General features: G+C 68.4%; 24 protein-coding genes and 6 tRNA genes. 18 read left to right on the top strand and 12 right to left on the bottom strand.

What is annotated here, in order from left to right; translation table 11 throughout:
• Positions 1-3: 3 nt before the first annotated feature.
• Positions 4-972, bottom strand: coding sequence for an L-lactate dehydrogenase (locus tag ACQR3U_RS00720; RefSeq protein WP_006551368.1), 969 nt, complete (start codon positions 970-972; stop codon positions 4-6).
• Positions 973-1,146: 174 nt separating this feature from the next.
• Between ACQR3U_RS00720 and ACQR3U_RS00715 the strand changes: the two genes are divergently transcribed.
• A complete protein-coding gene (locus tag ACQR3U_RS00715; protein ID WP_230809472.1) occupies positions 1,147-1,872 on the top strand; it encodes an HAD family hydrolase in 726 nt (241 codons plus the stop codon).
• On the opposite strand, the gene msrB is transcribed toward ACQR3U_RS00715, so the two are convergent.
• The 3 genes from msrB to ACQR3U_RS00700 all read right to left on the bottom strand — a co-directional run bounded on the left by msrB (position 1,835) and on the right by ACQR3U_RS00700 (position 5,178).
• Positions 1,835-2,263: a peptide-methionine (R)-S-oxide reductase MsrB gene (gene msrB, locus ACQR3U_RS00710; protein ID WP_033096717.1), complete on the bottom strand. Its 429-nt coding sequence runs from the start codon at positions 2,261-2,263 to the stop codon at positions 1,835-1,837. The two genes, ACQR3U_RS00715 and msrB, sit on opposite strands and share 38 nt — an antisense overlap.
• Before the next feature lie 56 nt (positions 2,264-2,319).
• On the bottom strand, positions 2,320-3,555 hold the full coding sequence (locus ACQR3U_RS00705; RefSeq protein ID WP_230809471.1) for a glycosyltransferase family 87 protein: 1,236 nt from the start codon (positions 3,553-3,555) through the stop codon (positions 2,320-2,322).
• A 63-nt stretch (positions 3,556-3,618) separates the two neighbouring features.
• Entirely contained in the window at positions 3,619-5,178 is a 1,560-nt protein-coding gene (locus ACQR3U_RS00700) for an alpha/beta fold hydrolase (RefSeq protein WP_033096718.1), read from the bottom strand.
• A 165-nt stretch (positions 5,179-5,343) separates the two neighbouring features.
• On the opposite strand from ACQR3U_RS00700, the gene zapE reads away from it, so the two are divergent.
• Positions 5,344-6,357: a cell division protein ZapE gene (gene zapE / locus ACQR3U_RS00695; RefSeq protein WP_006551373.1), complete on the top strand. Its 1,014-nt coding sequence runs from the start codon at positions 5,344-5,346 to the stop codon at positions 6,355-6,357.
• A 52-nt stretch (positions 6,358-6,409) separates the two neighbouring features.
• Here zapE and ACQR3U_RS00690 read toward each other — a convergent pair whose 3' ends face one another.
• Complete coding sequence (locus ACQR3U_RS00690) at positions 6,410-6,979, bottom strand: GNAT family N-acetyltransferase (protein ID WP_006551374.1); 570 nt, start codon at positions 6,977-6,979, stop codon at positions 6,410-6,412.
• A 400-nt stretch (positions 6,980-7,379) separates the two neighbouring features.
• Between ACQR3U_RS00690 and ACQR3U_RS00685 the strand changes: the two genes are divergently transcribed.
• Positions 7,380-7,874, top strand: a complete 495-nt coding sequence (locus ACQR3U_RS00685; protein WP_006551375.1) for a 2-isopropylmalate synthase — start codon at positions 7,380-7,382, stop codon at positions 7,872-7,874.
• A 157-nt stretch (positions 7,875-8,031) separates the two neighbouring features.
• Here the strand turns inward: ACQR3U_RS00685 and ACQR3U_RS00680 are convergent.
• The 5 genes from ACQR3U_RS00680 to ACQR3U_RS00660 all read right to left on the bottom strand — a co-directional run bounded on the left by ACQR3U_RS00680 (position 8,032) and on the right by ACQR3U_RS00660 (position 8,494).
• Positions 8,032-8,103, bottom strand: a tRNA-Val gene (locus ACQR3U_RS00680).
• 20 nt (positions 8,104-8,123) lie between these two features.
• A tRNA-Gly gene (locus ACQR3U_RS00675) sits at positions 8,124-8,199 on the bottom strand.
• 50 nt (positions 8,200-8,249) lie between these two features.
• A tRNA-Val gene (locus tag ACQR3U_RS00670) sits at positions 8,250-8,324 on the bottom strand.
• A 1-nt stretch (position 8,325) separates the two neighbouring features.
• Positions 8,326-8,396, bottom strand: a tRNA-Cys gene (locus ACQR3U_RS00665).
• A gap of 25 nt (positions 8,397-8,421) precedes the next feature.
• Positions 8,422-8,494: transfer RNA gene (locus ACQR3U_RS00660), tRNA-Gly, on the bottom strand.
• A gap of 433 nt (positions 8,495-8,927) precedes the next feature.
• Here ACQR3U_RS00660 and ACQR3U_RS00655 point away from each other — a divergent pair.
• From ACQR3U_RS00655 to pdxS, 9 genes are all read left to right on the top strand, one after another.
• Positions 8,928-8,999, top strand: a tRNA-Val gene (locus ACQR3U_RS00655).
• Positions 9,000-9,237: 238 nt separating this feature from the next.
• Positions 9,238-9,870 (top strand): DUF742 domain-containing protein, encoded by a 633-nt coding sequence (locus ACQR3U_RS00650; protein WP_230809470.1) that lies wholly within the window; start codon positions 9,238-9,240, stop codon positions 9,868-9,870.
• Between the two features lie 142 nt (positions 9,871-10,012).
• Entirely contained in the window at positions 10,013-12,091 is a 2,079-nt protein-coding gene (thrS, locus tag ACQR3U_RS00645) for a threonine--tRNA ligase (RefSeq protein WP_230809469.1), read from the top strand.
• 59 nt (positions 12,092-12,150) lie between these two features.
• A complete protein-coding gene (locus tag ACQR3U_RS00640; protein ID WP_050993481.1) occupies positions 12,151-12,672 on the top strand; it encodes an HIT family protein in 522 nt (173 codons plus the stop codon).
• 151 nt (positions 12,673-12,823) lie between these two features.
• Positions 12,824-13,495, top strand: coding sequence for a phosphatidylinositol phosphate synthase (gene pgsA, locus ACQR3U_RS00635; RefSeq protein WP_019289235.1), 672 nt, complete (start codon positions 12,824-12,826; stop codon positions 13,493-13,495).
• Positions 13,492-14,394 carry a phosphatidylinositol mannoside acyltransferase gene (locus tag ACQR3U_RS00630; RefSeq protein ID WP_019289236.1) on the top strand — a complete coding sequence of 301 codons (903 nt, stop codon included), beginning with the start codon at positions 13,492-13,494 and terminating at the stop codon, positions 14,392-14,394. Before pgsA ends, ACQR3U_RS00630 begins: the two co-directional genes overlap by 4 nt.
• The gene (locus ACQR3U_RS00625; RefSeq protein ID WP_230809468.1) at positions 14,395-15,522 is read left to right on the top strand and encodes a glycosyltransferase family 4 protein; all 1,128 of its coding nucleotides are present in this window, start codon (positions 14,395-14,397) and stop codon (positions 15,520-15,522) included.
• Entirely contained in the window at positions 15,519-16,601 is a 1,083-nt protein-coding gene (locus ACQR3U_RS00620) for an NUDIX hydrolase (protein ID WP_230809467.1), read from the top strand. Before ACQR3U_RS00625 ends, ACQR3U_RS00620 begins: the two co-directional genes overlap by 4 nt.
• A gap of 250 nt (positions 16,602-16,851) precedes the next feature.
• Positions 16,852-17,754, top strand: coding sequence for a pyridoxal 5'-phosphate synthase lyase subunit PdxS (pdxS, locus tag ACQR3U_RS00615; RefSeq protein ID WP_006551383.1), 903 nt, complete (start codon positions 16,852-16,854; stop codon positions 17,752-17,754).
• 5 nt (positions 17,755-17,759) lie between these two features.
• Here the strand turns inward: pdxS and ACQR3U_RS00610 are convergent, their stop codons facing one another.
• Both ACQR3U_RS00610 and ACQR3U_RS00605 read right to left on the bottom strand, forming a co-directional pair.
• Positions 17,760-18,956 (bottom strand): SpoIIE family protein phosphatase, encoded by a 1,197-nt coding sequence (locus ACQR3U_RS00610; RefSeq protein ID WP_230809466.1) that lies wholly within the window; start codon positions 18,954-18,956, stop codon positions 17,760-17,762.
• A complete protein-coding gene (locus tag ACQR3U_RS00605) occupies positions 18,953-19,774 on the bottom strand; it encodes an alpha/beta fold hydrolase (RefSeq protein ID WP_230809465.1) in 822 nt (273 codons plus the stop codon). The genes ACQR3U_RS00610 and ACQR3U_RS00605 overlap by 4 nt, the downstream gene beginning before the upstream one ends.
• A 142-nt stretch (positions 19,775-19,916) precedes the next feature.
• On the opposite strand from ACQR3U_RS00605, the gene ACQR3U_RS00600 reads away from it, so the two are divergent.
• From ACQR3U_RS00600 to ruvB, 6 genes are all read left to right on the top strand, one after another.
• The gene (locus tag ACQR3U_RS00600; protein ID WP_006551386.1) at positions 19,917-20,741 is read left to right on the top strand and encodes an acyl-CoA thioesterase; all 825 of its coding nucleotides are present in this window, start codon (positions 19,917-19,919) and stop codon (positions 20,739-20,741) included.
• Between the two features lie 82 nt (positions 20,742-20,823).
• Positions 20,824-21,462, top strand: coding sequence for a pyridoxal 5'-phosphate synthase glutaminase subunit PdxT (gene pdxT, locus ACQR3U_RS00595; protein ID WP_230809615.1), 639 nt, complete (start codon positions 20,824-20,826; stop codon positions 21,460-21,462).
• A gap of 105 nt (positions 21,463-21,567) precedes the next feature.
• Entirely contained in the window at positions 21,568-22,320 is a 753-nt protein-coding gene (locus ACQR3U_RS00590) for a YebC/PmpR family DNA-binding transcriptional regulator (protein WP_006551388.1), read from the top strand.
• 197 nt (positions 22,321-22,517) lie between these two features.
• Positions 22,518-23,096, top strand: a complete 579-nt coding sequence (ruvC, locus tag ACQR3U_RS00585; protein WP_230809614.1) for a crossover junction endodeoxyribonuclease RuvC — start codon at positions 22,518-22,520, stop codon at positions 23,094-23,096.
• Entirely contained in the window at positions 23,093-23,689 is a 597-nt protein-coding gene (ruvA, locus tag ACQR3U_RS00580; RefSeq protein WP_006551390.1) for a Holliday junction branch migration protein RuvA, read from the top strand. The genes ruvC and ruvA overlap by 4 nt, the downstream gene beginning before the upstream one ends.
• A 95-nt stretch (positions 23,690-23,784) precedes the next feature.
• Entirely contained in the window at positions 23,785-24,882 is a 1,098-nt protein-coding gene (gene ruvB / locus ACQR3U_RS00575; protein ID WP_230809613.1) for a Holliday junction branch migration DNA helicase RuvB, read from the top strand.
• The last annotated feature ends 35 nt before the right edge of the window (positions 24,883-24,917 follow it).

The raw sequence follows: 24,917 nt of genomic DNA, 5'->3' as shown, positions 1-24,917 counted from the left end.
CGGTCACAGTCCGAGTGACGACTGGACCTCACGCAGGGTGGCCGCGGAGGCGGCCAGCCCCGCTTCCTCCTCCGACGACAACGGCACATCGAGCACGGTGTGCGCGCCGCGCGCGTCGACGACGGTGGGAAGCGAGAGGCAGACGTCCTGCAGGCCGTGCCGCCCGGTTTGCAGCGTCGACACCGCGAGCACCCGGCGCTGGTTCCGCAGCACGGCCTCCACGATGCGGGCACTCGACAGTCCGATCGCGAGATTCGTGGCGCCCTTGCCGCGGATGATCTCGTAGGCGCTGCGCACGACCTCCTCGAAGAGTTCGGCGCGGGTGTCCGGTCCGAAGACGGGTCGTCCGTCGACGGCGAAGGACTCCACCGGCACGCCGCCGATCGTCGCACTCGACCACAGGGCGACCTCCGAGTCGCCGTGTTCCCCCACGACGAACGCGTGAACGTTCTCGACCGCGACGTCGGCGCGGTGGGCGAGCAGATACCGCAGCCGGCCGGAATCGAGCACCGTGCCCGACCCGAAGATCCGGCCGTCCGAGACGCCGGTCGCCGCGATCGCGGCGCGGGTGACGATGTCGACCGGATTACTGACGAAGACGATCACTGCATCGGGGGAGACGGACAGCAGGCCGGGAGTCAGGTCCCGTGTCAGGGCGACGTTCGCCGCCGCGAGATCCAGACGCGACTGGCCGGGATGCTGCTTGGCCCCCGCGGTCACGACGATCAGATCGGAACCGGCGGTGACCGCGATGTCGTCGCTGCCCTCGATCCGGCACGACGGCGCGAACTGCGTGCCGTGGTTCAGGTCCAGGACCTCCGCGCGCACCTTCGCGGAGTTCGTGTCGAACAGCGCGATCGCGTCTGCCGAACCCCTGAGTAGACATGCATACGCCACCGCGGTACCGACGCTCCCGGCGCCGACGACGGACAGCTTCGTGTGTCGCCGGATTCTCGTACCCGTCTCAGCCATGCGAGACATTGTGGCAAACCGGCCCCTCGGTCGGTAGCCTCGCGCCACATGACTCGGTCCGCATCGGGACATTCCCTGCGAGCGGCCGGCCCGCCGCGATGGCGGCGATGCGACTGCTCGAGGAGATCGAGCCGAGCCGACCTGCCACTGTCGCTCAGCCGTTAGCCTCGGGACATGGCCGAGACCCCCTTCGATGCCGTCCTGTTCGACTTCTCCGGCACCCTGTTCCGGCTCGAGGAGGACGAGAGCTGGCTCGCGGACGTCACCGACCACGAGGGCAGACCCTTCGACGTGCACTGGCAGGCCGAACTCATGCGGCGGCTGACGCAACCCGTCGGGCAGCCCGTCGAGATGGACGCCGACGAGCACCACGCGTGGACCAACCGCGACCGCGAACCGCGCTGGCACCGCGAGGCCTACCTGACGGTGCTGCGCAGATCGGGCGTGGCCGATCCCGAACAGGCACAGGCGCTCTACGAGAAGGTGACCGACCCCGACTGCTGGACCGTCTATCCCGACACCGTCCCCGTCATCGAGGCGCTCGCTGGAGACGGGATCGCCGTCGGCGTGGTGAGCAACATCGCCTTCGACCTGCGGCCGGCCTTCGCGCGGCTCGGTATCGACGACCTCGTGTCGGTGTTCGCGCTGTCCTTCGAGGTGGGCGCCGTCAAGCCCGAACCGGAGATCTTCCGCCACGCCGTCGACAGACTCGGTGTCGACCCGCGACGGACGCTGATGATCGGCGACAGCGAGAAGGCGGACGGTGCCGCCCGGTCGATCGGATGCGCGTTCGAACTCGTCGAACCGACACCGACCACCGAGCGGCACGACGCACTGTGGACCGCGCTGGCCGCGGCCGGGATCACTCCGACCGAACCAGGCGCAGGGAGATCGAGTTGATGCAGTACCGCTTGTCGGTGGGCGTCGGGTAACCCTCGCCCTCGAAGACGTGCCCGAGATGGCTGTGGCACGTCGCGCACACCACCTCGATGCGCCGCATGCCCAGCGAGTTGTCCTCGCGCAGGATCACGGCGTCGGAGTCGGCGGGGTCGAAGAACGACGGCCACCCGCAGTGGGAGTGGAACTTCTCGGTGCTGCGGAACAGTTCGGCACCGCACGCGCGGCATTCGTAGATGCCCTCGGTCTCGGTGTCGGTGTACTCGCCGACGAAGGGGCGCTCGGTGCCGGCCTGACGCAACACGGCGAATTCGGCGGGAGTGAGCTTCGCGCGCCATTCCTCGTCGGTGTGGACGACCTTGGGTGCGGGTTCGGATCGAGGAGCAGACGTCATGATCTCCACGCTAACCGCGCTCGGCGCGCGCGTCACGTCTGCACCGGCACGGACGATCACGTCCGTGCGGGCTGCTTCTCCTCGAGCAGGTGCGACGGCTCGATGCCGTCCGCCAGGCGCCCTTCGCGCTTCGCGACGAGGTAACGGTCGAGCAGGACGGCGAAGACGACGATGAGCAGCAGCGACCAGCCGAAGGTTGTCTTCATGTACTCCGCCGCGCGCCCGGCCTCCACCCACCGGTTCGACAGCCACGAGTCGTAGCTCAGGAAGCCGTAGACGGCGAGCCAGGCGGGCCAGTTCCGCATCACGGAGTTCGGCAGCAGCACCGTCATCAGCAGAGGGAACAGCATCATCGAGTAGTACATCTGGCCGAGCGATCCGAGCAGGAACGAAGCCGCGAGCAACACACCGCCGGCGGTGCACACGAAGAACACCTCGTCGTGGCGGCAGTAGCGGTAGAGCAACCACACCGACACCGCGACCATCACCGCGAGCACCGCCCGCAGACCGAAGATCAGCCAGGCCGGGAGCCCGTAGTACATGCCGTTGCCGACGATCGCGCTGTTGAAGTAGTCGCGGGACTCGAGCAGGTACGGCACGGTGTGCTCGACGAACTGCCACGCGTCGACCGACAGGGGCCACGCGATGATCGTCAGCGCGATCGGGACACCCGCGGCGGTGATGAAGACCTTCCACTGTCCGCGCACGAGCGGGAGCAACAGCAGGGGAGCGAGGATCGGTTTGACGGCGAAGGTCAGGCCGAGCGCAGCCCCCGCCCACAGATCACGTCGTTTGAGCAGCAGCGTCAGGAACGCGATCTCGCCGAGCAGGACGAGACCGTTGATGTTCGTGAAGACGAGCGTGTTCGTCACCGTCTCGGACGCGAACGCGGCGAAGACCAGCACCGGCGCGATCGGCGAATCGAGTCGCAGACCGAACATGCGCAGCAACAGGTAGAGCGCGACGAGGATCGCGATCGCATTGGCGAGGATGAACAACCACCGCGACCGCTCGGGGTCGATCACCGCGATCGGGGCGATCAACAACGTGCCGGAAGGCGGATAGAGGTAGTGGGGATCGACCCACTGGAACTCGGCGGTGTACACCGGCCGGCGGTTGAGGAAGGCCAGCGCGGCGTTGTAGACCGGGGTGAAGTCGTCCGTCCGGAACCCGTTGACCGCTTTGATTACGACCCGGTGCAGAACCGTCAGTATGGCCAGGGGCCACACCACAGCCTTGACCACCTCGGCGGTCGTGCGTGCGGTCCGGGGTTCGAGACTTCTGAGGAACACTACGGCACGGTACACCGCGGGCCTGCGGACCCGTGCACACGCCCTGCCCCCGACCGGGGAACGTCACGCGGGGCACAGGCTCCCGTTGGGTGGAAGTTCTCCGTCGGACAGATAGGTCTCCACCCGCGCCTGCACGCATCCCGAGTGCAGGACCGCCGAGTAACCGGCACCTTGCCACGACAGTGACGCCCAGGCGATACCGCCTGCGGTGAGCACACCGGTCACCGACTCCACGCCGGCATTGCCCACGACCGGGTCCGCGGCCCCCGAGGAGACGAGCACGGGCACGTCGAGCGCCGCCGGCAGCGGCGGGGGAGGCAGGCTCGGCCACGCCGCACATGCCGTCAGGCCCGTCGCCAGATCCGCGCCGTACAGCGGATAGAGGGTGGACCAACTCCGGGCGAGATCGCCCGCGTGGGTCGGGGTCGGCCAGCGCTGTCCGTCGCTGCACCGGGCGACGAACTGACCGTCCGTCGAGAGCCTCTCCTCGGCCACACCGACCAGTTCGATGAGCGGCATGACATCGCCGTCCCGCGCGGCTGCGAGGACGTCCGCCACCTCACGGACGCGGGCCTGCAGATCGGCGCGCGGCGTGCCGAGGACACCCGTCAGCGCCGTGAGGAAGGAATTGGCCGAGACCGGCGCGAGTTCACCCTCGGTGGCCTGCTCGTGCAGATCCTCGATCGCCGCGCGCGGATCGTCGCCCAGGGCGCAGTCGAGGGCGGTGCACTGCCGGGCGAAGGCATCGACGGCGGCCTCCGCGCCGCGGGCCTGCGACTCGGCCATGAGTTCGGCGTCGGCGGTGGCCGCGGCGGGGGAGTCGAGGACGAGACGGCCGACCGCGCCCGGATAGGCGGCGGCGTAGGCGAGCGCGACCGTCGCACCGTTCCCCACCCCGAGGAGACCGATCCGGTCCACGCCCCATGCCTGCCGGAGGCGTTCGATGTCGTCGGCGGCGTGTGATGCGCCGAACATCAGCTGCTGCGGCTGCAGGTAGTCGGTGCACGAGACGGTCGCCTGACGACCCAGATCGGCGACGCGTTCGGGTGCATCGCCGGTGCGGCCGAATTGTCCGAGATCGCCGAGACCGCGACGATCAGCAGGAAAGATGCAGTCGATCGCGAGCGAGTTGCCGATCCCGCGCCGATCCACCGCGACGATCGGACGCATCGCCAGTGCACCCGACATCGCGCCGGTCGCCATGGCGGTCAGTGCGCGCGTCGACGCGACGTCGGCGCCGGTCGTGAGAACCAGCGGCGCCACGTCGGTGGGGGTGTCGGGCAGTCGTGCGCGCATGACTGCCAGCGGGAAGGTGCCCGTCACGGTGCCGGCCGCATCGATCGGGGCGACGACCTCCGCGCACTCGAGAACGAGGCCCTGGGCACCCGGCGGTGCGTCGAACGAGGAGAGCGTCTCGTCCGTGCAGTTCCGCCACGCCGGTTCGGCCGACGGCACCGGAAGTTCGGGTACCTCGGTCTCGTCCTGCGGGGTCCCGTCGACGGCGACACCGGGATCGTCGCGCACCACGGCGACGTCGGGACGTATCGACGGTCCTGCTCCGCACGCGGTCGACGCCGCGGCAACCGTGATCAACATCGCGGCGATCACTCCCGATCTGCGCATGCGCACAGCCTGCCAGGTTCACCGGCGGCCGCGCGCAACCGGTGGTCGAGCGGCCGATCCGAAGTGTCCTCCCGGTGCATGACGCGGAGGTGAACGCCGTGTGAAGTAGGTCGCATTCCGGATTCGAGTGAGGATCCGAGCATGATGCGGTCGTACCCTGGGCTGATGCACGAACGTCTCGTCGACCGCAATCCGGTGGTGCCTGCAGACCAGTTGGTGGCGCAGATGGTGCCCCCCGCGATGTTCGACGAGGTGAGCTTCGAGTCGTACATTCCGGATCCGAACGAGCCGAGCCAGGCGGCCGCGGTGACGACCGCTGCGGAGTTCGTCGGCAAGATCGGGAAGATCCGCGGCGGCAAGCGCGGCCTGTTCGGCCGCCGCTCCCAGCCGCAGGGGGCCGGCCTCTACCTCGACGGCGGCTTCGGCGTGGGCAAGACCCACCTGCTCGCCTCGATCTTCCACAGCGCACCCGCGCCCAAGGCCTTCGGCACGTTCGTCGAGCTCACCCACGTCGTCGGCGCCCTCGGGTTCAACAAGGCCGTCGAGGAGCTGTCGAACCACAGCGTGCTGTGCATCGACGAGTTCGAACTCGACGATCCGGGCGACACCATGCTCGTCTCGCGCCTGCTGACCGAACTGTCGGCCCGCGGCGTCTCGATCGTCGCGACCTCCAATACGCTCCCCGGCCAGCTGGGTGAGGGACGGTTCGCGGCACAGGACTTCCTGCGCGAGATCAAGAAGCTCGCGTCGATCTTCGAGACCATCCGCGTCGACGGCCCCGACTACCGTCACCGCGACCTGCCGCCTGCACCCGATCCGGTCGACTCGGCAGAGCTCACCGAGCGCGCCGACGCGATCCCGGGTGCGACGCTCGACGACTTCGACGAGCTGTGCGCGCACCTGAGCACGCTGCACCCGTCCCGTTACGGCAAGCTCGTCGAGGGTGTCCCCGCCGTCTTCCTCGAGGGTGTGCACCCGGCGAAGGACCAGTCGGTGGCCCTGCGTCTGGTGGTCCTCGCCGACCGCATGTACGACGCGAGCATCCCCGTGACGGTCTCCGGCGCCAAGCTCGACGAGATCTTCACGCCCGAGATGCTCGCGGGCGGCTACCGCAAGAAGTACCTGCGCGCGACGTCCCGTCTGCTGGCGCTGTCCCGATTCGAGGTTGCCGCGGGCTGATCGGATACCCGGCGCTCATGCGCGCCGGGTCGACCTTCACCCCATCACCGGCTCACCGGCCGGCATCCCTTCGGAGGGTGCGCTGCATGACGAAATCGTCGTGCGTCTGCGCCCCCACGACGAACGTGCGCGTGCCCACCACCTCGAAGCCCTGCTTCTCGTAGAAGCGCCGGGCGCGGGTGTTCTCCTGGTTGACGCCGAGCCACAGGCCCACACGCCCGAGTGTGTGGGCCCGCGCGACGATCGCATCCATGAGCGCCGCAGAGATTCCGGAACCGTGATGGCCCGGCATCACGTACAGCTTGCTGATCTCGATCGCCGGCCGCGCCGTGATCATCGCGTCGATCGCCGGATCCTCGGGAGCGGCGTCCACTGCCATCAGATAACCGACGATCTCCTCACCCGCGCGCGCCTCGAGAACGATGCGTTCGGGGGAGGACAGGTACTCGGCGAACTTCTCCGCGCTGAGGGTGCGCTCGATGAAGTCGGCGATGTCGTCCTCGGCGGCGTCCTGAGGGCAGGCGAGCGGGAAGGTCGCGGCGGCGACCTGAGCGATCGCCTCGGCGTCCCAGATGCCCGCCTCGTCGACGGAGACTGCTTCTTCGAGTGGTGGCATGGACATGCACACCAGTGAAGCACTCGGACGGGACGATACGGCAGGTGCCCCGCGTGTCGATGCGAGACGGAGACACGAGCCCGGACGCGAGACGGAGAAGGGTCCGGATATGGCTGAACCCCAGCCTTGGATGGGGGGTCATGGCTGGGGTTCGACACCATCGGGGGGATGGCAACATCCACGCTACATGAGGGATCCCTCAGGTTCCAGCGACCGTGGTCACGGTTGCGTCACACGGTCCCGTGGATGCGACTTGCACGAAATGTCGGTGCGTTGTACCGTCGCGGCTATGAAGCGCGTACTCGTAGTTCACCGCCGTAGCGGGGTCTGATTCGGACCGACCCCTCGCTGCGGGTCGTTGAGCTACGCGTCGGTCCTTCCTTCTCGTGGAAGACCACTACGAACGATGAACGCCTTCACCTCCTTCTCGGGTTTCGCTCCGATGTTCCCCTCTGGCACCCCTGATGCCGATCCGTTCTTCGCCCGCTACGGACGCGGCCTTCCTCGGGGATTGCGCGAGGAAGCCTCCGGCATGAGTTGGACGGAGTTCGAATCCACCTACGGTGCGCAGCACGGCCCGGTCCGCCTCGGTGGCTGGACCGCGACGGCCCTGGGTGCGGGACGCAGCGCCTTCGAGGCGACGATCGCGATCGGCGACACGATCCATACGGCATCCGCCACGACCTGCGGACCGATCGCCGCGATGACCGCGATGCTGTACGACCTCGGGCTGAACATCGAGATCCTGTCGTTCCACCGCCACGACCTCGGTGAGATGTCCGCGACCTTCCTGCTGTGCCGCTCCGGCGAGCGCACGACCTGGGTGATGGGCACGGGCGAGACCGGCAACGAGTCGTCGCTGCGGGCGATGATCGCGGGGATCAACACGCTCGGCGCGTGACGCGCCGGTCCGGTGCGGGGGAATACCTCCGCACCGGATCACCCGTTGCCGGATTCTCACCGGGTGGCCCGGACGATCGGCGGTCTCCACGAACGAATGCGTCTCCACGAACGAATGAAGGCTCCCTTCGAAATTCGAAGGGAGCCTTCATCTTCTGTGCGCGATACTGGGATTGAACCAGTGACCTCTTCCGTGTCAGGGAAGCGCTCTCCCGCTGAGCTAATCGCGCCGGCATGGTGATCGCCGGAATGGAGCGGATGACGGGATTCGAACCCGCGACCCTCACCTTGGCAAGGTGATGCGCTACCAGCTGCGCTACATCCGCATGTGCACGTTCTTTCGGTGAACCGGCTCGGCCCACGTGCTGGTCGAACCTGGTGCGCGATACTGGGATTGAACCAGTGACCTCTTCCGTGTCAGGGAAGCGCTCTCCCGCTGAGCTAATCGCGCGAGGTGGAGACGGGAATCGAACCCGTGTGCACGGCTTTGCAGGCCGTTGCCTCACCACTCGGCCACTCCACCGTAAAAGGTCGAGTCCAACCTCTCGAGCGGATGACGGGATTCGAACCCGCGACCCTCACCTTGGCAAGGTGATGCGCTACCAGCTGCGCTACATCCGCATTCGCACCGTTCGGCGTCGTGCTCTCCGTGGTGCGGTTCAAAACAGTAGCCGAGCATCTACGAAACGCACAAATCCGCAGGTCAACGGCAGAAAACCGGCAGATTTCGCGAAGGTGACGGGCTGATGACCCCTGCGGGAGGCGACGAATAGGGCTTCGGAGGCCGAGCCCGCGTCCCCCGCTCGTGTCGCTCCGGCCGACACTTGCGTTCCCCGGTCCTCCCGAGTCGAGGGCCGTCCACGTCCCGGGGCTCCGGGTGCGCCTTCTCGTCTCTACGAGCACGGTCTCCTGCCCGCTCGCGTACGCGCGCGAGAGGCGCCACCCGAACGCGCTACACGGAACATCCGCGTCGAAACGCTGGGACCAGGCGATTCGTCTTCATGGCGGGAGCGTGTTAGTGTTCCATCTCGTTCGAGCCGCTGCGGAGCGGCCCGGTCCCGTGGCTCAGTGGAAGAGCGTCCCGTTCACACCGGGGAGGTCGCTGGTTCGATCCCAGCCGGGACCACCGAGATCGGCAGTGACGAAAGGCACCCCCGCAGGGGTGCCTTTTTTCGTACCTTGATGAAATCGTTGAGCGTGCGTGGCGCCCGGTCGGGTGGTCGCCCGCGAGCGCTTGTTTCCTTCGAACCGCAACGGCCCCCTCGGGCCCGACCACGCGTGTCGTGTGGGCACAGCTGTGGTGCTTGTGGCCGAAGTGCGCGTAGTGATGGCAGGATCGTGGTCGTCGAGGAGGGCACGTCCGGATGAGCGTTGCGGACAGCGAATGGCCGGTCGTGGGGGCGACCGGAGCGAGATTCGGATCCGGTCGGTCCCGTCGACGTCGGCGGCCGGCGGATCACGCCGTGCCGGTACGGAATCACCGCGAGCCGGGCCCCGTCGTGGACGAGGTCACGGCAGCCGAGATGTACCGTCCCGCAGCGCAGCCGGTCGACACAGCGCAGCCGGTCGACAGAGTGTTGTCGGGCGGTGCAGCGCAGCCGGCCGGCCGGAATGCGGGCACCGGGACCAGTGTGGGAATCGAGGACATGAACCAGCCAGAGACGTCGTCGTTCGTGCGCCCGTTCGTGCGGAGCGGGGGACGCACCCGAGCCGAGGTGGAGCTGCCTCTCGAAGTGCTCGTGTCGGCCGTCCCCTCCGCGATGGGCAGTGAGTCCGGTCCGGCGATGGACGAGCATCGCCTCGTGCTGGCGTTGTGCGCCCAGCCGAGATCGATCATGGAGATCGCGGCCCTCGCGCAGATCCCGCTCGGTGTCGCGCGCGTGCTCGTCGGGGATCTCGCGGCGACCGGCGAGATCACCGTGCACCGCACGGCCGACAAGGTGGGACCGAACGTCGAACTGCTCGAACGGGTGCTCACGGGTCTCAACCACCTCTGAGTTTCTCCGCTCGGCTCCCTGTGTTCGCTGCCCGGGCGGATGTCGATAGCATGATGAAGTTGCCGTGTGCTCGCGATCGTCGACCGCAGCACGCGTCCGGCGACGACCACGTATCAGGCATCGAGCCGAGGAGTCCGTCACAGTGACCACGCCCGCATCCGCGAAACCAGCCACGATCGTCCGGGTGCCCGCGGGGACCACTGCGGGCGCGGCGGTCCGTGACGCGGGTCTGCCCACCAAGGGACCCGAGACGATCGTGGTCGTCCGCGACTCCGAAGGCACGCTGCACGATCTTTCGTGGACGCCGGAATCGGACGTCGAGGTCGAGGCCGTCGGCGCCGACACCGAGGACGGTCGCAGCGTCATCCGCCACTCGGCCGCCCACGTGCTCGCACAGGCCGTGCAGCAGGAGTTTCCAGAGGCGAAGCTCGGCATCGGCCCGCCCATCTGCGACGGCTTCTACTACGACTTCCAGGTCGAGCGTCCCTTCACGCCCGAAGATCTCGCGAAGCTCGAGAAGCGGATGAAGAAGATCGTCAAGGATGCCCAGCGCTTCTCGCGTCGCGTCGTCGACAGCCTCGAGGACGCCCGCGAGGAATTGAAGGACGAACCGTTCAAACTCGAACTCATCGACGACAAGGCAGGAAGCAGTGACTTCGAGCCGGACCCCGAGGTGATGGAGGTCGGCGGCAAGGAACTGACCATCTACGACAACCTCAACCCCCGCACGGGTGAGCTCGTCTGGAAGGACCTGTGCCGCGGCCCGCACGTGCCCACCACCAAGTTCATCCCGGCATTCAAGCTCACGCGCAGTTCCGCGGCCTACTGGCGCGGCGACCAGGACAACGCCGGCCTGCAGCGCATCTACGGCACGGCCTGGGAGTCCACCGAGGCGCTCGACGCGCACCTCGAACTCCTCGCCGAGGCCGAGCGCCGCGACCACCGCAAGCTCGGCACCGAACTCGACCTGTTCTCGTTTCCCGACGAGCTCGGCTCGGGACTGCCGGTCTTCCATCCGAAGGGCGGCATCATCCGCCAGGAGATGGAGAACTACTCGCGTCAGCGGCACGTCGAGGCCGGCTACGAGTTCGTGTACTCGCCGCACATCACCAAGGGCCACCTCTACGAGGTCTCCGGTCACCTCGACTGGTACCGCGACGGCATGTTCCCGGCGATGCACATCGACGAGGAGCTCAACGAGGACGGCACGGTTCGCAAGCCGGGTCAGGACTACTACCTCAAGCCGATGAACTGCCCGATGCACGACCTGATCTTCCGGTCGCGAGGCCGCTCGTACCGCGAGCTGCCGCTTCGCATGTTCGAGTTCGGATCCGTCTACCGCTACGAGAAGTCCGGTGTGATCCACGGGCTCACCCGTGTGCGCGGCATGACGCAGGACGACGCGCACATCTTCTGCACCCCGGAGCAGATGCGCGACGAGCTCACCAGCGTCCTGAAGTTCATCCTCGACCTGCTGAAGGATTACGGGCTCGACGACTACTACCTCGAACTGTCGACGAAGAATCCCAAGAAGTTCGTCGGCAGCGACGAGCTGTGGGACGTCGCGACCGACACCCTGCGTGAGGTCGCCGAGGCCTCGGGTCTGCACCTCGTCCCGGATCCGGGCGGTGCGGCCTTCTACGGTCCGAAAATCTCGGTGCAGGTCAAGGACGCCCTGGGCCGCAGCTGGCAGATGTCGACGATCCAGCTCGACTTCAATCTGCCGGAGCGATTCGAGCTCGAGTACACCGGCACCGACGGGGCGAAACACCGGCCCGTCATGATCCACCGGGCGCTCTTCGGGTCGATCGAGAGGTTCTTCGGCGTGCTCACCGAGCACTACGCCGGTGCCTTCCCGGCGTGGCTCTCGCCCGTCCAGGTCGTGGGCATTCCTGTGGCCGCGGACTTCGAGGACCACTTGTTCGACGTCGTGGGCAAGCTGAAGGCTCAGGGGATCCGGGCCGAGGTCGACGTCTCCGACGACCGTATGCAGAAGAAGATCCGCACCCACACCACGCAGAAGGTGCCGTTCATGCTGCTCGCCGGTGAGCGCGACGTCGCGGCGGGCGCGGTCAGTTTCCGTTTCCGCGACGGCACGCAGGTCAACGGCGTGCCGGTCGACGAGGCCGTGCGGATCGTGACCGAATGGGTCCGTCGCCGCGAGAACGCCTCGCCCACCGCCGAGCTCGTCGGTTCCGGTGGGGAAGGCAGCCCGTCGTGACGGGCGATCGCACTCCGGGGCCGGCCGACATCCCCGCGACCGACGACAGTCCCGCGTCGATGGTCGATCGCGGTGTGGGGGAGTCCGACCACCTGCAGCGCCTGTGGTCGCCGCACCGGATGTCGTACATCACCGAGTCCCCGCGAGGTCGCGACGAGCCGTACGAACCCTTTACCGATATCCCGAAGATGTCCGACGAGGAAGGTCTCGTCGTCGCTCGCGGTGAAACGGTGTACGCGGTGCTCAACCTGTACCCGTACAACCCGGGGCACCTGATGGTCGTACCGTATCGCCGGGTGGCCAACCTCGAGGACCTGACGCCCGAGGAGAGCACCGAACTCATGCAGTTCGCGCAGCGGGCGCTCCGCGTCATCAAGCGCGTCTCGCGTCCGCACGGCTTCAACGTCGGCCTCAACCTCGGTGCCGCGGCGGGAGGCTCGCTGGCCGAGCATCTCCACCTGCACGTCGTGCCGCGCTGGGGCGGCGACGCCAACTTCATCACCGTCCTCGGTGGGTCGAAGGTCATGGTGCAGTTGCTGCGCGACACCCGTGCACTGCTCGCCTCGGCATGGGACGAGTGACAGCCTTCCCCGAGTCGTCGCGATCGCATCGTACGGCCGTGGTGCCGTTCGCGTGTCGATCCGCTGCGGGCCGACTGCGCATTTCCGGCCCTACTCGTGGCAGGATCGGATTCCGGACACAACGGTCGGACAGGAAGACAGGGGTCGCGGGATGCTGAGCTTCTTCGGGCGTGCGTCGGTGTCGAAGGTCACCGCGCCGCTCGGCAAGGCGCTGATCCGTACCGGCCTGACTCCGGACGCCGTCACACTCGTCGGCACCGTCGCCACGATCGCCGCCGCCGTGACCCTGTTCCCCATGGGACACCTGTTCTGGGGTGCGATGGTCATCTGGCTCTTCGTCATGTTCGACATGCTCGACGGAGCCATGGCCCGGGCCCGCGGTGGCGGAACGCGCTTCGGCGCGGTTCTCGACGCGACCTGCGACCGGGTCGCCGACGGCGCGATCTTCGCCGGTCTCGCGTGGTGGGCCGTCTACCACGAGCAGAGCCGTCCGCTGTTCGTCGCCACCCTGCTCTGTCTGGTGACCTCGCAGGTCATCTCGTACGCGAAGGCGCGGGCCGAAGCGAGTGGACTGTCCGCCGACGGCGGTCTGATCGAACGACCCGACCGGCTCGTGATCGTGCTCGTCGGCGCCGGTCTCACCGGCCTCGGACTCGACTGGGCGATCCACATCGCCATGTGGCTGCTCGTCGTCGGATCGGTGATCACCGTCTTCCAGCGGGTGCTCGCCGTCCGCAACTCCGCGGGTGCGCGCGAACTGCTTCCCATCACGCCCCCGGCCGGGGGGACGACGGAGACCCGGGACGACGGGGGAGCACAGTGAGTGTCGGCGAGAAGGCGTCCGATCTCGCGTACGCGGGTGGCTGGCGCCTGGTCCGGGCACTGCCCGACGGCGTCGCGCGACGGTTGTTCGACGCCGGCGCCGACCATGCGGCGCGCCGTGGCGGCGGACCGCAGCAACTGCGCCGCAACCTCGCGCGGGTGCTCGGGGTGCAGCCGCACGAGGTGCCCGACGATCTGATCCGCCGGTCGGTCCGGTCCTACGCGCGCTACTGGCGCGAGGCGTTCCGCCTGCCGTCGATGGATCTCGACGCGACCGCGAAGTCGATCGATTCGTCCATCGAGGGCCGTGAGCACATCGAGGCGGCGCTCGCCGCCGGTCGCGGCGCGATCCTGGCGCTGCCCCACAGTGGGAACTGGGATCTCGCCGGCGTGTGGTGCGTCCGCTACTTCGGCGGATTGACCACGGTCGCCGAGCGCCTGCGTCCGGAGTCCCTCTACCGCCGTTTCGTGGACTACCGCGAGGGTCTCGGTTTCGAGATCTTCCCCTCGAGCGGCGGGGAGACGCCGCCGTTCGGGAAGCTTGCCGCGCGGTTGCGCGACAACCGGATCGTGTGCCTGCTCGGCGAACGCGACCTCGCCCGCAAGGGAGTGCCGGTCACCTTCTTCGGCGAACCCACCCGCATGCCCGCCGGACCGGCGAAACTGGCCATCGACACCGGTGCGGCACTGTTGCCGGTGCACTGCTGGTTCACCGAGGACGGCTGGGGGTTCCGCGTGGATCCGGAGCTCGACGTGAGTGTCGGGATCGACGCTGCCACACAGGCCCTCGCCGACCGGTTCGCCGCCAACATCGCCGCCCACCCCGAGGACTGGCACATGCTGCAGCCGTTGTGGCTCGACGACTTGTCGGAGGCTCGCCGCGCCCGGATGGAGGCGTAGGTGAGGATCGGGATGGTCTGCCCGTACTCCTTCGACGTTCCCGGTGGAGTACAGGCACACGTCGTGGATCTCGCGGAGGTCCTCATCGGCCGCGGGCACGAGGTGAGTGTGCTGGCACCCGCGTCGGAGACGACGCCCCTGCCCGACTTCGTCGTCTCCGCCGGTCGCGCCGTCGCGATCCCGTACAACGGGTCCGTCGCGCGCCTGAGTTTCGGTCCGGTCTCCTATGCCCGGGTCCGCCGCTGGATCAACGACAACGATTTCGACGTCCTCCACATCCACGAACCGAACGCGCCGAGCCTGTCGATGCTCGCGCTCAAGGTGGCGGAAGGACCGATCGTCGCGACCTTCCACACGTCGACGACGAGATCGCTGGTGCTCAGCACCTTCCAGGGTGTCCTGCAGCCCTATCTCGAGAAGATCAGCGGCCGGATCGCGGTGTCCGAGCTGGCCCGGCGGTGGCAGGTCACCTCTCTCGGTGCCGATGCGGTCGAGATCCCCAACGGTGTGGACGTGCCGTTCTTCCGGCACGCCCCGCTGCTGCCGGGCTACCCGCGAGCGGGCCGCACGGTGCTCTTCCTCGGCCGGTACGACGAACCTCGCAAGGGCATGGAGATCCTGCTCGGCGCGTTGCCGGCGCTCGTCGCCCGACATCCCGACATCGAGATCCTCGTGGTCGGGCGCGGTGACGAGGACCGCTTGCGGAAGGAAGCGGGACGCTACTTCCGACACTTGCGGCTGCTCGGGCAGGTCGACGACGACGAGAAGGCGTCCGCGATGCGCAGCGCCGACGTGTACTGCGCGCCGAACCTCGGTGGTGAGAGCTTCGGCATCGTGCTCGTCGAGGCCATGGCCGCGGGGACGGCGGTCGTCGCCTCCCAGCTCGACGCCTTCCGCCGGGTACTGCGCGACGGGCAGGCCGGGGTCCTCGTCCCGGTCGCCGATGCCGATGCGCTCGCGCGTGGACTCCTCGAGGTCCTCGACGACGACGACCGCCGGCAGGCATTGGTCGACTTCGGATCCACGGTGGTCGAAGCGTACGACTGGCCGGTGGTCGCAGATCAGATCCTGCGGGTCTACGAGACCGTCACCGTCGGTGCCGGCCCGGTGCGGGAGGTCCGGTCGTGACCGTCAGCGCGGTGACGATCCTCGTCCTGTCGCTGATCGCCGCCGTGGTCGTGGCGATCGGTGTGTGGGCCTATTCCACCGCCAACCGACTCGACCGCCTCCATATGCGCTCGGATCTGTCCTGGCAGGCACTCGATGCGGCCCTGGCGCGTCGCGCGGCGGTCGTGCGGAGCATCGTGGCGTCGATCCCGGTCCCGGAGGGACGCACTCTCGCCCTGCTCGCCGATACTGCCGAACGTGCGGACCGCGCCCGGCGCGAGGAGGCCGAGAACGCGTTGTCGGCCTCCTTGGCACGGCTCGAGACCGGCCGGCTGCGCCCCCAACTCGTGGCCGAGCTCGCCGACGCGGAGGCGCGGGTGCTCATCGCCCGTCGTTTCCACAACGACGCGGTGCGCGACACCCTGGCGTTGCGCACCCGACGGCCGGTCCGCTGGTTGCACCTCGGGGGAACCGCGCCGCTGCCCACCTATTTCGAGATTGCCGAGCGGGCGGGTGCGGTCGCCACCGCGCCTCCGGCCGTTCCCGGCACGTCCCCTTCCTCAGGAGCGGCCCCTGCTCCCGCTTCGCGGACCACCTCGGTGCCGGATCGGGCACGCACGTCGGCTCGCGTCGTCGTGCTCGACGAGGACGGCCGGGTCCTGCTGCTGCGCGGACACGACCCCGCGGTGCCCGAGCGGCACTTCTGGTTCACGATCGGTGGCGCCGTCGAGCCCGGCGAGGACCTGGCGACGGCCGCGCTCCGGGAGCTCGCCGAGGAGACCGGTCTGCGGGTCGAGCGCGACCTCCTGTGCGGGCCGATGTGGCGGCGCGTGGCCGTCTTCCCGTTCAACGGTGAGGTCCTGCACTCGGAGGAGCTGTTCTTCTCGGTGCGGGTGCCGTCCTTCGAACCCGCTGCAGACGGCTTCACCGATCTCGAACGGAGCATGCGCCTCGACCATCGCTGGTTCGACGACGTCGAACTGCAGGCGCTGGTGCGGTCCGGGAACCCGGTCTACCCGCACGATCTGCCCGAGCTCCTCGATGAGGCGAGGCAGGTCGCGACGCGGCGGCTGGAGCCGGAGATCCGCGCGATCCGGTGAAATTTTGAACCCTTTCGGTCCGGCCGCAGGGCCTCTCACGTAGAGATCCAGTTCGCGAAACTGGACGGTACCTTTCGGGAATGCGCAGGATCTTCAGTCCCCGTCCGAGGAGTGGACCGGTGTGCGGCAGTCCAGTTGTTCCGAACTGGCTATAGGACCGGTTCGGCTGCGCCCCTAGGCTCGGTTCCGCTGCCCGTCGCCCGTGCGCCGGCAGCTTTCGCCGATCCGTCCACCGAGGAGGACTCCCATCGTGACCAGCCCCGACACCGCCCCCGTCACCGGTACCGCCCGCGTCAAGCGTGGCATGGCCGAGATGCTCAAGGGCGGGGTGATCATGGACGTGGTGACCCCCGAACAGGCTAAGATCGCCGAGGACGCCGGCGCGGTGGCGGTCATGGCCCTCGAACGCGTGCCCGCCGACATCCGCGCGCAGGGCGGCGTGTCGCGCATGAGCGATCCCGACATGATCGACGGCATCATCGAGGCCGTCTCGATCCCAGTCATGGCCAAGGCGCGCATCGGCCACTTCGTCGAAGCGCAGGTCCTGCAGGCCCTCGGGGTCGACTACATCGACGAGTCGGAGGTGCTCACCCCCGCCGACTACGAGAACCACATCGACAAGTTCGCGTTCACCGTGCCGTTCGTGTGCGGCGCAACGAATCTCGGTGAGGCACTGCGCCGTATCAACGAAGGCGCGGCGATGATCCGCTCCAAGGGCGAGGCCGGCACCGGCGACGTCTCGAACGCCACGACCCACATGCGCCGGATCCGCCAGGAGATCCGGCGCCTGAGCTCGCTTCCCGAGGACGAGCTCTACGTCGCCGCCAAGGAATTGCAGGCCCCCTACGACCTCGTCGTCGAGGTCGCCCGCGCCGGCAAGCTGCCCGTCACCCTCTTCACCGCCGGTGGCATCGCCACCCCCGCCGACGCCGCGATGATGATGCAGCTCGGGGCCGAGGGCGTGTTCGTCGGATCCGGAATCTTCAAGTCGGGCAACCCCGCCCAGCGTGCGGCCGCGATCGTCAAGGCCACCACCTTCCACGACGATCCCGACGTGCTCGCGAAGGTCTCGCGGGGCCTCGGCGAGGCGATGGTCGGTATCAACGTCGACGAGATCCCGCAGCCCCACCGGCTCGCCGAACGCGGCTGGTGATCGTTCTACCGGGGCGCGTGCAGGGCGAGCAGGGCGACGTCGTCCTGCACGCCCGCCCCGAGCGTCGCGAGCGCCTCGCGGACGGCCCCGACCGCTTCCGCCGCGCTCGTCGGTTTCGATGCGAGGACGTGCTCGAGGAGTCGGTCCTCCCCGAAGCGTTCACGGGTCTCACCGGAGACGAGAGCCTCGGTCACCCCGTCGGTGTACAGCAGCAGCGTGTCGCCGGGGCGCAGCGCGAAGGTGTGCTCGACGAGCCGCGGCGTGGGCAGCATTCCGATCAGCTGTCCGCCGATCGTGGGGAGATAGTCGACGTTGCCGTTCGCGCGCACGAGGAGCGGCGGCGGATGCCCACCCGAGGCGAGACGGATGTCGACCCGTCCGGTGTCCGGATCGGGCGCGACCGTGCCGAAGGTGAGCGTGCAGAAGGGGGCTCGCGTTTCGCTGTCGCGTTCGTCGAGCAGGGTGGTGTTGAGCGTCCTGAGCGCCGCGGACGGGACCGTCTCGTGGACCGCCGCGGCGCGCAGCGTGTAGCGGACGATCGACGTCACCGCCGCTGCGCGAGCGCCCTTTCCGCGCACATCGCCGAGGAACAGCCCCCACGTGCCGGCGCGCGCGGGGAACAGGTCGTAGAAGTCGCCGCCGACCTCGTCGGGGGACGCGATGTGGTAGTACGCGTCGACCTCGAGTCCCGGTACCGCGGGCAGGCTCGGCGGAAGAAGGGTCGCCTGGAGTGTGGCGTTGATCGTGCGGAGCCGCTCACGCTCGAGTTCGGCCTCGCGACGGGCACGGAGCAGTTCCGTCTCGTAGGCGCGGCGCTCGCGGGCATCGAACAGCATCGTGCGGATCAGCGTGGGCCTGCCCTCGGCGTCCGGCTCGACCACCGAGGCGGCCAGGACCGGCAGCCGGGTCCGGTCGGCACGGACGAGTTCGAGGGCGATCCCGTTGATCTGTCCGTGCATGAGGAGGAGCGGCGCGTAGTGGGTCTCGTGGTAGATGCGGCCGCCCACGCTGAGAAGGTCCGAGAAGTACCGCTTGCCGACCAGTTCGTCGCTCGTGAACCCGAGCCGGTCCGTCAAGGTCCGGTTGATCTCCGTGATCCGGCCGTCCGGGAGCGTCGTCAGGAATCCGCACGGCGCGTTGTCGTACAGCGCATCGCCGTGTCGGATACGGGGATCGAGGGTTCGATCGGTCGTCGCCGTCACCCCGATCGGCGCGCGAACGCCGCGATCGCGGCTGCTGTCTCTTCGGGTGCGCTGAGCTGCGGGCAGTGGCCGGTCGCGTTCAGGGTCACGAGTTCGCTCCCGGGGATCTGCTCGTGAACGAAGGCACCGACCTCGCGCGGAGCGATCGCATCGTGGGCGCACTGGGCGACGAGCGTGGGCACCGACACCGCGGCCAGGTCGGAGCGGTTGTCGGACAGGAAGGTCACCCGGGCGAAGACGCGCGCCACCTCGGGATCCGTGCGGCAGAAAATCTCGGCGAGTTCGTCGCCGAGCTCCGGTCGCTCGGGATTGCCCATGATGACCTGCGCCATCGACTCGGTCCAGCCCAGATAGTTCGCCTCGAGGGATTCGAGCAGCTCGTCGATGTCGCCGGTGCTGAACCCACCTCGGTATCCGCTGGCCGGATCGTCGATGAAGCGCGGGGACGGCGCGAGCAGCACGAGACCGGAGAAGACCTCCGGGGCAGCGGCCGCCGCGAGGACACCGATCGATGCGCTCACCGAGTGGCCGACGAAGAGCACCTGCCCGAGCTCCAGGCTCCGGCACAGGTCCACGACGTCCTCGGCGTAGGTCTCCATCCGCGAGTAGCGCTGGGAGTCCCAGGCGGTCGCATCGGAACGCCCGGAGCCGACGTGGTCGAACCGCACCACGGTGACGTCGGGTTCGAGCAGCGGGATCATCAGGCGCCACAGGTGCTGGTCGCAGCCGAAACCGTGCGCGAGGACGACCACCGGGCCCTGTCGGTTGCCCGTGATCGTCACGCTGTTCCTGCGCACCATATCGGTGACTTGTCGCATTGCACCCCCTCCGTTCTCCCGAGGGTGTCATATTCGCTACTCGATAGCGATCCCGGTTCTCTCGCCACCTTCCGGGGACACGGCGTTCGGCACACCTCCGTGCAGCTAGCCTTCTTGCGTACGGTGCACAGAAGGAGTTCCCATGGCGAAGATCGAGCAGATCCTGGCGCTCGAACAGATCGAGAACGACATCTTCCGGGGCATAGCGACGGAGACGTTGCTGCCGCGGACGTTCGGTGGTCAGGTGGCCGGTCAGGCGCTCGTGTCGGCGGTCCGCACCGTCGATCCCGCATTCGGGGTCCACTCGCTGCACGGCTACTTCCTCCGGCCGGGGAACCCGACGATGCAGATCGTCTACCTCGTCGACCGGATCCGCGACGGCCGCTCCTTCTGCACCCGGCGCGTGACGGCCGTCCAGGACGGCAAGGCGATCTTCACGATGTCGGCGTCGTTCCACGTACGCGACGAGGGGATCGAGCACCAGGACACGATTCCGCGGGTGCCGGCTCCGGAGGAACTGCCCGATCCGGAGACTGTGGTCGACGACGCGACCCTGCTGTGGGCGAAGAAGGAATGGGCCGAATGGGATTTCCGGTTCGTTCCCCGCGACCGGATGGACTCGTCGAGCAGGATGGCTGCACAGCAGCAGCTGTGGTTCAAGTCCCGCGAGATCCTCCCCGACGACCCGGTCTTCCACGTGTGCACGCTCGCGTACATGAGCGACATGACGTTGCTCGGCTCGGCGAGTGTCGGCCACGACGACGAACGGACGCAGGGTGCATCGCTGGACCACGCGATGTGGTTCCTGCGGCCGTTCCGCGCCGACGACTGGCTGCTTTACGACCAGACGTCACCCTCCGCCGGGCTGGGGCGCGCACTGACCCAGGGGCGGATCTTCGATCGCAACGGCAACATGGTCGCGGCGGTGGTGCAGGAAGGACTCACGCGGTACCTGCGCGAGTCCTGAACGAGGGCGTCCCCGACGAAGACGTCCCTACAAAGTGCCTGCGCATCGGCGACCCCGAACGGACAGGCAGGCAACGGTGACCATTTCCTCTCCCACGATCGGCGTCCTGGCATTGCAGGGCGACGTCCGCGAACATCGCAGCGCTCTCGAGGAGGCAGGCGCGCGGACGATCGCGGTGCGTCGCGAACGCGAACTCGACGAGGTCGACGGCATCGTCCTTCCGGGAGGCGAATCCACTACGGTCAGCCGTCTGCTGCGTGTGTTCGATCTGCTCGAACCGCTGCGGGCCCGGTTGGAGGCCGGGCTGCCCGCCTACGGTTCGTGTGCCGGCATGATCCTGCTCGCCTCCCGGGTGCTCGACACCACCGAGGACGCCGAACACCTCGACGCCCTCGACATCGCGGTGCGCCGCAACGCCTTCGGCCGGCAGGTCGACTCGTTCGAGACCGACCTGCCGATGACGGGTCTCGGCGACGGGCCGGTGCGCGCGGTGTTCATCCGAGCCCCGTGGGTGGAGGAGATCGGGCCCGACGTGGAGGTCCTGGCCACGGTTCCGGACGGGCCGGCGGCGGGTCGGGTGGTCGCAGTGCGGCAGGGCGCTGTGATCGCGACGTCCTTCCACCCCGAGATCACCGGTGACCATCGCGTGCATCGGCTGTTCGTGGAGACCGTGCGCTCCGCGACCCGACCTCGGGTGCGCCCGACGGCCTCGGCGACATGACGACACGGCCACCGTGCCGGTGGCCCACACCGGGAGCGAGTAGAATCGACTCTCCGACCTGTCGGTTGACGCCGACCACACTTCTCCGGAAGGGGCTCGAAGCGAATGAGCGGCCACTCCAAATGGGCCACCACCAAGCACAAGAAGGCGGTCATCGATGCCAAGCGCGGCAAGATGTTCGCGAAGCTCATCAAGAACATCGAGGTGGCGGCTCGGACCGGTGGTGGCGACCCGGCGGGTAACCCGACCCTGTTCGACGCCATCCAGAAGGCGAAGAAGAGCTCGGTCCCGAACGACAACATCGAGCGTGCCCGCAAGCGTGGCGGCGGTGAGGAAGCCGGCGGTGCCGACTGGCAGACCATCACCTACGAGGGCTACGGCCCCAACGGTGTCGCGCTGCTCATCGAGTGTCTGACCGACAACCGCAACCGCGCCGCGGGCGAGGTCCGCACGGCGATGACCCGCAACGGCGGCAACATGGCCGATCCGGGTTCGGTCGCCTACCTGTTCACCCGCAAGGGCGTCGTCGTGCTCGAGAAGAACGGCCGCTCCGAGGACGAGATCCTCGAGGTCGTCCTCGAAGCGGGTGCCGAGGAGATCAACGATCTCGGCGACTCCTTCGAGATCGTCTCCGAGGCGTCCGACCTGATCGCCGTGCGTACGGCTCTCGTCGACGCCGGCATCGACTACGACTCGGCCGACCCCGATTTCCGGGCGTCCGTCGAGGTGCCGGTCGACGCCGAGGGTGCACGCAAGGTCATGAAGCTGGTCGACGCGCTCGAAGACTGCGACGACGTGCAGAACGTCTACACGAACGTCGACATCTCCGACGACGTCCTCGCCGAACTCGACGCCTGAGCGACGCTCTCGTCGTAGTCGTCCACGAGCGACGCTCGTCGTACTTGTCACAGCGGCCGGGGTCGCGTGTCGGTCTCCCGGCACCCGATCCCGGCCGCTATGCTCTCGAACAGGCGTTCGCAATCGTGCGAAGCAAGGTCGGGTCCGTCGAAGGCGTCGGAAACCCGGCCGTATTCGGGTGTCGAGAGGTGAGTCGGGTGCGCGTGATGGGTGTCGACCCCGGTCTGACCCGATGTGGTCTGGGGATGGTCGACACGGGACGCGGACGCGACGTGATCCCCGTCGCCGTCGGTGTCATCCGCACCTCGCCCGAACTCGACCTCGAGCACCGGCTCCTCAAGGTCTCCGACTCGGTCGAGGAGTGGATGGACCGCTACAAGCCCGACGTCGTCGCGATCGAGCGCGTGTTCTCCCAGCACAACGTGCGCACCGCGATGGGCACCGCGCAGGCCGGCGGCGTCGTCGCCCTGGCTGCGGCGCGTCGCTCGATCCCGGTCGTGTTCCACACGCCGAGCGAGGTGAAGGCCGCGGTCACCGGCAGTGGCACGGCCGACAAGAAGCAGGTGACCACGATGATCACCCGCATCCTCAAGCTCGACGCCGCGCCGAAGCCCGCCGACGCCGCCGACGCGCTCGCGCTGGCCGTCGCACACTGTTGGCGGGCCCCGCTGATCGCCAGACTCGCGGCCGCCGAAGCTGCGGCCGCCCAGCAGAAGAAACGCTACGAGGAGCGGCTGCGCGAACAGTCGGCCGCACGGAAGGCAGGTATCCGGTGATCGCCTCGGTACACGGCGAGGTACTCGACATAGCCCTCGACCACGTGGTGATCGAGGCGGGTGGGATCGGCTATCGGATCAACACCACACCTGCGACCCTCGCCGGTCTCCGGCGCGGCGAGCAGGCCAGACTCGCCACCGCGATGATCGTGCGCGAGGACTCCATGACGCTGTACGGCTTCGTGGACGCCGAGGCGCGCGAACTGTTCGGCCTGCTGCAGACGGTCAGCGGCGTCGGGCCCCGGCTCGCCATGGCCACGCTCGCCGTCCTCGAACCCGATGCGCTGCGTGCGGCTCTCGCCGACGGCAACACCGCAGCGCTGACGCGGGTACCCGGGATCGGCAAGCGTGGCGCCGAACGCATGATCGTCGAACTGCGCGACAAGGTCGCGGCCTTCGGCGCCACGGGATCGTCGCCTGTCGCGGCCGGTGCCTCGCCGCTGCGCGACCAGATCGTCGAGGCGCTGGTCGGCCTCGGATTCACGCCGCGTCAGGCCGAACCGGCCGCCGACAAGGTCCTTGCCGAGGAGCCGGGCGCCGACGTCTCGACGGCACTGCGCTCGGCGCTCAAGCTGCTGGGTAGGTCGCGGTGACCGACGAGTACCGTGAGTTCGAGGCCTCAGGAGCGGCCCGCGAATTCGATGCTGCATCGGCCGACCGCGAGCGGTCGCCGGTCACGGCGGAGCATCTGCCCTCCGACAGCGACATCGAGACCAGTCTGCGCCCGACCAGTCTCGACGACTTCATCGGGCAACCGCGGGTCCGCGAACAGCTGCAGCTCGTTCTGCGAGGAGCGAAGCTGCGCGGCGGCACTCCCGATCACATCCTCCTGTCCGGTCCGCCCGGTCTCGGCAAGACGTCGATGGCGATGATCATCGCCGCCGAACTCGGCACGTCACTGAGACTGACCTCCGGTCCCGCGCTCGAACGCGCCGGTGATCTCGCTGCGATGCTGTCGAACCTCGCGGAGGGCGACGTGCTGTTCATCGACGAGATCCACCGCATCGCCCGACCGGCCGAGGAGATGCTGTATCTGGCGATGGAGGACTTCCGCGTCGACGTCGTGGTGGGCAAGGGGCCCGGCGCGACGTCCATCCCGCTCGAGGTCGCACCCTTCACCCTCGTCGGCGCGACCACCCGTTCCGGTGCCCTCACCGGCCCGCTGCGCGACCGGTTCGGTTTCACTGCGCACATGGACTTCTACGAGCCCCCCGAGCTGCAGCGCATCCTGCACCGCTCCGCATCGATCCTCGGGATCGCTCTCCGCGACGACGCCGCCGCGGAGATCGCCGGTCGCTCCCGCGGCACGCCGCGTATCGCCAACCGGTTGCTGCGCCGCGTCCGCGACTACGCCGACGTGCGCGCCGACGGTGTCGTGACCCGGGCCGTGGCCCAGGCCGCGCTCGAGGTGTACGACGTCGACCCGATCGGTCTCGATCGTCTCGATCGCGCCGTTCTCGGCGCACTCGTCCGCAGTTTCGGTGGTGGCCCGGTCGGCGTGTCGACACTCGCGGTGGCCGTGGGGGAGGAGCCCGCCACCGTCGAGGAGGTGTGCGAGCCGTTCCTGGTCCGTGCCGGCATGGTCGCGCGCACTCCGCGCGGACGTGTGGCCACGCAGGCCGCTTGGTTGCAGCTCGGCCTCACCCCGCCGCCGGAGGCCGCCACCGGGGGCATCGAGGTGCGTGCGCGCGAACCACAGCTCGAGCTGTTCGAGGACGACCCGGACACGACCCTCGAGGGCGGTGTCGATCCGTCCGACCCGGACGATCCGGACGTACGGAGGTAGGGCCCTCGCCCGGGGAATGGCACACTGGTCTACTG

Source organism: Rhodococcus sp. IEGM1339 (assembly GCF_050321925.1).
In the GTDB taxonomy this organism is placed as follows: domain Bacteria; phylum Actinomycetota; class Actinomycetes; order Mycobacteriales; family Mycobacteriaceae; genus Rhodococcus; species Rhodococcus pyridinivorans.
Note: the sequence above shows the minus strand (reverse complement) of the source record. Positions and strands in the feature narration are given on the sequence as shown.

Excerpts from the sequence above, each read along its gene's own strand:
- msrB (WP_033096717.1), bottom strand. The coding sequence starts at position 2,263 with ATGACGTCTGCTCCTCGATCCGAACCCGCACCCAAGGTCGTCCACACC.
- ACQR3U_RS00690 (WP_006551374.1), bottom strand. The coding sequence starts at position 6,979 with ATGTCCATGCCACCACTCGAAGAAGCAGTCTCCGTCGACGAGGCGGGC.
- ACQR3U_RS00640 (WP_050993481.1), top strand. The coding sequence starts at position 12,151 with ATGGTCGATCGCGGTGTGGGGGAGTCCGACCACCTGCAGCGCCTGTGG.
- pgsA (WP_019289235.1), top strand. The coding sequence starts at position 12,824 with ATGCTGAGCTTCTTCGGGCGTGCGTCGGTGTCGAAGGTCACCGCGCCG.
- ACQR3U_RS00590 (WP_006551388.1), top strand. The coding sequence starts at position 21,568 with ATGAGCGGCCACTCCAAATGGGCCACCACCAAGCACAAGAAGGCGGTC.
- zapE (WP_006551373.1), top strand. The coding sequence starts at position 5,344 with ATGCACGAACGTCTCGTCGACCGCAATCCGGTGGTGCCTGCAGACCAG.
- ACQR3U_RS00720 (WP_006551368.1), bottom strand. The coding sequence starts at position 972 with ATGGCTGAGACGGGTACGAGAATCCGGCGACACACGAAGCTGTCCGTC.
- ACQR3U_RS00650 (WP_230809470.1), top strand. The coding sequence starts at position 9,238 with ATGAGCGTTGCGGACAGCGAATGGCCGGTCGTGGGGGCGACCGGAGCG.
- ACQR3U_RS00605 (WP_230809465.1), bottom strand. The coding sequence starts at position 19,774 with ATGCGACAAGTCACCGATATGGTGCGCAGGAACAGCGTGACGATCACG.
- ACQR3U_RS00600 (WP_006551386.1), top strand. The coding sequence starts at position 19,917 with ATGGCGAAGATCGAGCAGATCCTGGCGCTCGAACAGATCGAGAACGAC.
- ACQR3U_RS00685 (WP_006551375.1), top strand. The coding sequence starts at position 7,380 with ATGAACGCCTTCACCTCCTTCTCGGGTTTCGCTCCGATGTTCCCCTCT.
- ACQR3U_RS00700 (WP_033096718.1), bottom strand. The coding sequence starts at position 5,178 with ATGCGCAGATCGGGAGTGATCGCCGCGATGTTGATCACGGTTGCCGCG.
- ACQR3U_RS00715 (WP_230809472.1), top strand. The coding sequence starts at position 1,147 with ATGGCCGAGACCCCCTTCGATGCCGTCCTGTTCGACTTCTCCGGCACC.